Source organism: Flavobacterium sp. TC780, from assembly GCF_056783245.1.
Map to the genome: position 1 here is coordinate 1 of NZ_JBXBAV010000020.1, position 6,763 is coordinate 6,763.

The 6,763-nt window shown below is 33.0% G+C and carries 3 protein-coding genes and 2 pseudogenes; all 5 read right to left on the reverse strand.

Features of this window, described 5'->3' with window-relative positions; translation table 11 throughout:
- Positions 1–15: 15 nt before the first annotated feature.
- Positions 16–495, reverse strand: coding sequence for a thioredoxin family protein (locus AC1RYN_RS02170; RefSeq protein ID WP_481805659.1), 480 nt, complete (start codon positions 493–495; stop codon positions 16–18).
- A gap of 55 nt (positions 496–550) precedes the next feature.
- On the reverse strand, positions 551–2,035 hold the full coding sequence (locus AC1RYN_RS02175) for a peptide MFS transporter (protein WP_481805660.1): 1,485 nt from the start codon (positions 2,033–2,035) through the stop codon (positions 551–553).
- Between the two features lie 13 nt (positions 2,036–2,048).
- Positions 2,049–3,707, reverse strand: coding sequence for a peptide MFS transporter (locus tag AC1RYN_RS02180; RefSeq protein WP_481805661.1), 1,659 nt, complete (start codon positions 3,705–3,707; stop codon positions 2,049–2,051).
- Positions 3,708–3,784: 77 nt separating this feature from the next.
- Positions 3,785–5,461, reverse strand: a pseudogene (locus AC1RYN_RS02185) (peptide MFS transporter).
- A gap of 37 nt (positions 5,462–5,498) precedes the next feature.
- A pseudogene (locus AC1RYN_RS02190) lies at positions 5,499–6,763 on the reverse strand (S9 family peptidase); the annotation flags it as partial.

Consider the following 6,763-nt stretch of genomic DNA (forward strand, 5'->3'; position numbering starts at 1 on the left):
CACGTATTGCTAAGGTTAATACATGCTCCTGTTGTTAGGGAGGCAGCACCTCCCGTCTGCGACTGCAAGCCAAGCCGATGGTCCTCCAGCAACATAGCCTGTTGTACCAAGACCCTGAAAATTAACTTTGCCATCCTTATTCTCTGCTTTTGTAAAATATACCGTTGGGAATCCCTGAATTCCAAAAACTTGCTGCAATTCATTATTTTGAGCTTTTACCTCAGGAGTTTGTGCCGTTCTTCTTGGAAAATCTAATTCCACCAAAACAACATTGTCTTTTGCCCATTTGTTAAACTCAGCAGTTTTTAGGACTTCGCTTTGCAAACGAATACACCAACCACACCAATTGCTTCCAGTAAAAAACAATAACAGAGGTTTTTTCTCCTTGTTACTAATAGCTATAGCCTCTTTTACGTCTGTATACCACTTTAAATCTTGCGCCTGAACCGCAAAAGAACCTAATACTAGCAACAACGCAACAAATATCTTTTTCATTTTGTTCTTATTTTATTTTCCAAATTTAAGGAAAAAATAAACTAGAAAATATTTTCTATTTTACTTCTTGCATTAATTTCTTAATCAATGGTGTACTTATTATTAAAATAACACCTGCTATAAGCGAATAAATTGCCAAATGATAATACCCATCTGTATAAGCTATCAACTTAGACATAAGCGTAGTTCCTGTATTTGCATTAGACATTTCTGAACCCAATTTTCCTGCTGCAAATTGTCCAAATGCACTTGATAAGAACCACAATCCCATCATCATTCCGAAAAGTCTTTTAGGAGACAATTTAGTAATAACTGACATACCGATTGGTCCAATACACAACTCTCCAAGAGTATATACTAAATACCCTAAAGCAAATACGTTAAGAGAACTTAATCCATTTACATCAACAAAGAAACGAGCACTATAAAAGATAAAGAATCCTGCTGCAAGAAGAATGAATGAAAATCCAAATTTCACAACTGTATTAGGCTCAATTTTTCTTTTATAAAGGAATATCCATAATAATCCTATTAGTGGACTAAAAATAATAACGTATAAAGAGTTTATACTATTATTAACTACGTTTGGATCAATATTAAAGAACAATAACTGACTAGACAAATTATCTTTTGCAAACAATGACAATGAACCACCCGATTGCTCTGAGATAGCCATAAACATAAAATACCCGAAGATAAATACAAACGCCGCCAATAATTTATATTGCTGATTGCGATCTTTAATTCTTAACAATTCATACAAAAAATACAAAAGAGCAACTGCTCCAATTGTGTACATAAAATATTCTGTAAAATCAGAATTTATCACCATTATATAAATAAGAGGAATTGCCAATAAAGAACCAACATAAACTCCGATCTCATACATATTACGTTTTTTTGGAGTATGCTTTTCTAATGGTGAGTTACCAATAGGTGCTAAATGTTTCTTCGTTAAAAGAAATGTAATCACACCAATAATCATAACTATAGCAGCAGAAAGGAAACACAAGCTCCAAGAGTAATTCTTCCCTAAATAAATAGGAATCGCTCCACCTAGCATTCCACCGATGTTAATACCAGCATAAAACATACCGTAACCAGCATCTCTACGTCCATCATTTTCATGATATAGTTCACCAACCATCGAAGAAACATTAGGCTTAAAAAATCCAGTTCCAATAATAGACAGTGTAATACCGTAATAGAAAAAATCGTGAGGAGAGGCAGCAATAATAAGATTACCAATAATCATAACGATTCCTCCAAAAAGCAAAGATTTTTTAAATCCCAAAATTTTATCAGCAAAAATACCTCCAATAAAAGTAAAAGCATATACAAATGCCTGTATGGCTCCATATTGCAAATTTGCTTTTCCTTCTAATAATCCTAATTGGTCGACCATGAAAAATGCCAAAACACCTCTCATACCGTAAAAGCAAAAACGCTCCCACATTTCGACTAAGAACAAATACCACAATTGCTTTGGGTACTTGCCTTTAAAATTTTGTATTTCTTCTAATGTAATACTCTGTTCCATTTATTTATAATAATTAATTGATCCCGTGATCTTTCATCACTTTGTTTAAGTTTTTTACCAAAGCAAACATCAATACTGTTGCAAACATCAACAAGCCAAAGTTTACCCAGAAAAAGTTTATTTTGTCATCATATTGATCCCACATACTAGCTAAAACCCCACTTAATTTATTTCCGATTGATGTTGATAAAAACCAACCTCCCATCATTAAGGCTGTAATGTTTTTTGGAGACAGTTTAGAAACAATTGACAATCCCATGGGACTCAAGAATAACTCTCCAATGGTTATAATCCCATAATTAGCAACCAACCACCAAACCGATACTTTTTCGGCTCCGTTACCTCCTATGTGAACTGCCGCAATCATTACTAAAACAGATAATGCAGAAATCAATAATCCGAATGCAATTTTAGTTGGCGTACTTGGTTCTTTTTTTCTATTACGAAGAAAAGTAAAAAATGCAACCACCAAGGGTGTCAGAATAATTACCCAACCAGGATTTATCGACTGACTTAAATTAGTTGCCCAAATAGAAACTGTTGCTCCTTCAGTTGGCTTTTTGTCCTCGGCTACATTTCTGAAATAAACGGGATGATCAACTGTTTTCACAACTTTCCCATTTTCTTTTTGGAGTCTAAAACTAGCGTCATATAATTCTGTTGAATCTTTTTTGAATTCAATCACTTTGGCCAATTTCAAATTATTGAAAACAGTTTGTGTTGTTCCTGTAATTTCTCTATCCGTATAACGATCTGCCCATGTGGTTAATGCTGATCCGTTTAATTTAAAAACTGCCCAAAATAAAATAACCACTGCAAAAATAGAAAGTAATGCTCCTATTTGTCTTTTCTCTTCTACTTTAGCTTTAAAATATAAACTTCCGTAAAAGTAAACTACTGGGATACAAGCAAAAATAAACGCATCTGTACTATCTGAACCAAAGATTGAACTATCTAAATTCATATCAGATTGTACTCCTTTTAGCAACCAGCCTATAACTCCAAAGACAATAGATGGAACAAGAATGTACAATACAATTTTTGAAAATGGCATATCTCCTTCTTGAATTCCTTTTTTATCAGTTTTATTACCATAATGTTTTGTCCCTAAAACAAAAACAATTACACCAATAAACATTCCTAATCCAGCTGCCATAAAAGCATAATGCCATCCTAGAAGGATTTGTAAAGCTGCACCAAAGAAATTACAAATGAAAGCTCCCACATTTATTCCCATATAGAAAATATTGTATCCTTCATCTTTCTTATCCTTGTATTTATCTTCATCATAGAAATTCCCTAGAAGTGTAGAAATATTAGGTTTAAAAAAACCATTTCCTATGATAACCAGCGTCATTGCAACATATAGCATTGTTAAACTATGAATACCCATCATAAAATAACCTACTCCCATCATTAACCCACCAAGGATGATTGAATTTTTATAGCCTAGATATCTGTCTGCAACCAAACCACCAATAAAAGGTGTCAGAAACACAAGTGCTATAAAAGTTCCATACAAGTCAGAAGCTTCTTTCTCGGTCATAGCAAACCCAGCCTCTACATCTTTTAGATATAAAGTAAAAATTCCAATCATTAAATAATAACCAAAACGTTCCCACATTTCAGATAAAAACAAAAAAGGCAATGCTTTTGGATGATTTTTCCACATAATAAAATAGCTTCAAAATTAAAAAAATTACCTACCCAAATAAATCGGATAGGTAATAGATATTAAGGTTTTAATTATTAACGAACACCGTGCATCATTTTTTTCAAAAATGGTGTCAAAGCAAACAATATAATTGCTGCAATACCGGTAAGCACAACAAACACCATAAAAAACTCATATAAGTTGTGAATTTCAAACCCTGCAAAAAAATGATTTGCAGCACTAATTTGATGTTTGTCTAAAAGAGCAAGCTGCTCTGCTGTAGGCGTTATAGTTTTATCTAAAACCCCCTGAAGATCAATCCCTAATTCTTTTGCTTTTGCAAATTTATCACCAGTAGCTGGCAAAATAGAACCTAAAGTTCCTCCTAAAGCATAACCTGATGCATTAGACAAGAAAAATACTCCATACAATAATGAAGCAAAACGTTTCGGAGATAATTTACCTACCAATGATAAACCAATTGGAGACAAACATAACTCAGCACATGTATTTAAGAAATATAATAATATCAACCACTTAACTAATAACAACCCAGAAGTTCCGATATAAGAAACTTGATTTGCAATCATAAAGAAACTCAAAGAAATAACTACCAATCCAACAGCTAGTTTTACAGTAGAAATAGGCTCTTTTCCTTTTGATCTTAAAGTATCCCATAACACACTAAAAGGAACAGCTAATATTACCACAAACAGTCCGTTAAAAATCTGCACCATTGATGCAGGCATTTGGAAACCAAAGAAGTTTCTGTCCGTTTGGTTATCTGCGATAAAAGTTAATGATGAACCAGCTTGTTCAAAAGCTGCCCAGAAGAAAATAATAAAAAACGAAACAATATAAATTACAAAAATACGATCTCTCTCTACTTTAGTTAACGAAGAATCTGAAATGATTAATCCTGCTAAAGCCAATCCACTTGAATAAATTAATGTATAAATTAAATTCTGTTCAATTACATAATGAAAGAACAAACCTAGAACAAAGAAACTAACTCCAGCAATTAATAAAGCTTTATTAGAAAAATTAGCTTTTTGAGCCTCTCCTTCCTCAAAATCAGAAGCATCATTTTTAGATGGTAAACCTCCTAAAGGCTTTCCTTCTGGAGTAACTACATATTTATTTTTTAAAAAGTAAAAAAGTAAAGTTCCTAAAAGCATAGCAATAGAAGCTGCTAAAAATCCCCATTTAAAAGCATGAATATCTCTAAGACCACCCACTTCTTTAACATCTCCTAAAATCGGACAAATAGATTGCCCTAAGAAAGCACCAATATTGATTCCCATATAGAAAATAGTAAAAGCAGAGTCCAGTTTAGTTTTTTCCTGTTTTGGATACAAACTACCAACCATACTAGAAATATTTGGTTTAAAGAAACCATTACCGAAAACGATAATTCCTAATCCGCTATACATTACTATTTTTGCTAAGCTTAAATTTGCTTCAAAAATACTACCACTGGCAAACAATAATAGTTGCCCCCACTGCCATCATAAAACCTCCAAGAAGAATACAGTTTCTGTTTCCAAAAAAACGATCGGCAATAAACCCACCAAGCATTGGTGTTAAGTAACAAAGTCCAAGAAAACCTCCATAAATCAATGAAGCTTCTTCTTCTTTCATCAATAATGAATTTACAAGAAATAAAGTCAATAAGGCCGCATGCCGTAAAAATTAAATCGCTCCCACATCTCTGTTCCAAACAATACCCAAAGTCCTTTTGGATGCGCCGTACTCACTTGTTTTTCTTCCATATTATTCATTATTATATTTAGGTTAATTAGATTTTAGTTAAAGATTTTCCTTGATAAAGTTAGTCATTTTAGTATAAAGCTGAACTCTCGTCTTTCCGCCATATATACCGTGGTCTTTATCTGGATAAATTTGCGAATCAAATTGTTTGTTAGCTTGTATTAAAGCTTCCATCATTTGCATAGTATTTTGCACATGTACATTATCATCTGCAGATCCGTGAATTAAAAGAAACTTCCCTTTTAATTTATCAACATGATTTATAGGAGAGTTATTATCATAACCACTTGCGTTCTCTTGAGGAGTCTGCATATATCTTTCGGTATAAACTGAATCATAAAATCTCCAATTAGTAACTGGAGCAACAGCTATAGCCATTTTAAAAACGTCGTTCCCTTGAAAAATACAGTTCGAAGCCATAAATCCACCATAACTCCATCCGAAGATTCCAATTCTCGAAGCATCAACATAAGATATACCAATAACTTTTGCTGCATCAATTTGATCTTCAACTTCGTATTTTCCTAATTGCAATTGTGTTACTTTCTTAAAATCAGCTCCCTTAAATCCTGTTCCTCTAGCATCAACGCAAGCTACAATGTAACCTTGCTGAGTTAGCATTTCGAACCAATAATCATTAGAGTTGTTCCATTGATTTGCCACTTGCTTCAAACATGGTCCTGAATATTGAAACATAAAAACAGGATATTTTTTGGCAGGATCAAAATCTTTAGGTTTTAAGATCCATGCATTCAACTCATTTCCTTTTGCTGTTTTTAATACGAAAAATTCTTTTGTAGCAAGATTGTATGCTTTTAAGCTAGAAGCCAGTGCTTCATTATTCTCTATTACTTGTAATTCTTTTCCAGCTTTTGCATCGTTAAGAGTAAAAGTTGTAGGCTGAGATGCGCTTGAGAATGTATTGATGTAGTATTGAAAATTCGGGCTGAAGGTTGCCTTTATTAGTACCTACGTTTTTAGATAAACGTACTTTGTTTTTTCCGTCAAGAGCAATTCGATAAATATCACGATTGATTGACCCATTTTCTGTAGATTGATAGAAAACCGTTTTTGTTTTCTCATCAAATCCGTAATAAGAAGTTACTTCCCAGTTTCCTTTAGTAACTTGATTTTTAAGCTTTCCTGTTTTATCATATAAATAGATATGATTAAAACCATCTTTTTCGCTAGTCCAAATAAAACTATTATCCTTTAAATATGTTAAGTTATCAGTAACATCAACATAAGCTTTATCTTTTTCATTAAGAACTACTTTTGAAGTTCCTGAAGTACCATCGATAAAC

Coding starts and splice junctions, on each gene's coding strand:
- AC1RYN_RS02170 (WP_481805659.1), bottom strand. CDS start 495: ATGAAAAAGATATTTGTTGCGTTGTTGCTAGTATTAGGTTCTTTTGCG.
- AC1RYN_RS02175 (WP_481805660.1), bottom strand. CDS start 2,035: ATGGAACAGAGTATTACATTAGAAGAAATACAAAATTTTAAAGGCAAG.
- AC1RYN_RS02180 (WP_481805661.1), bottom strand. CDS start 3,707: ATGTGGAAAAATCATCCAAAAGCATTGCCTTTTTTGTTTTTATCTGAA.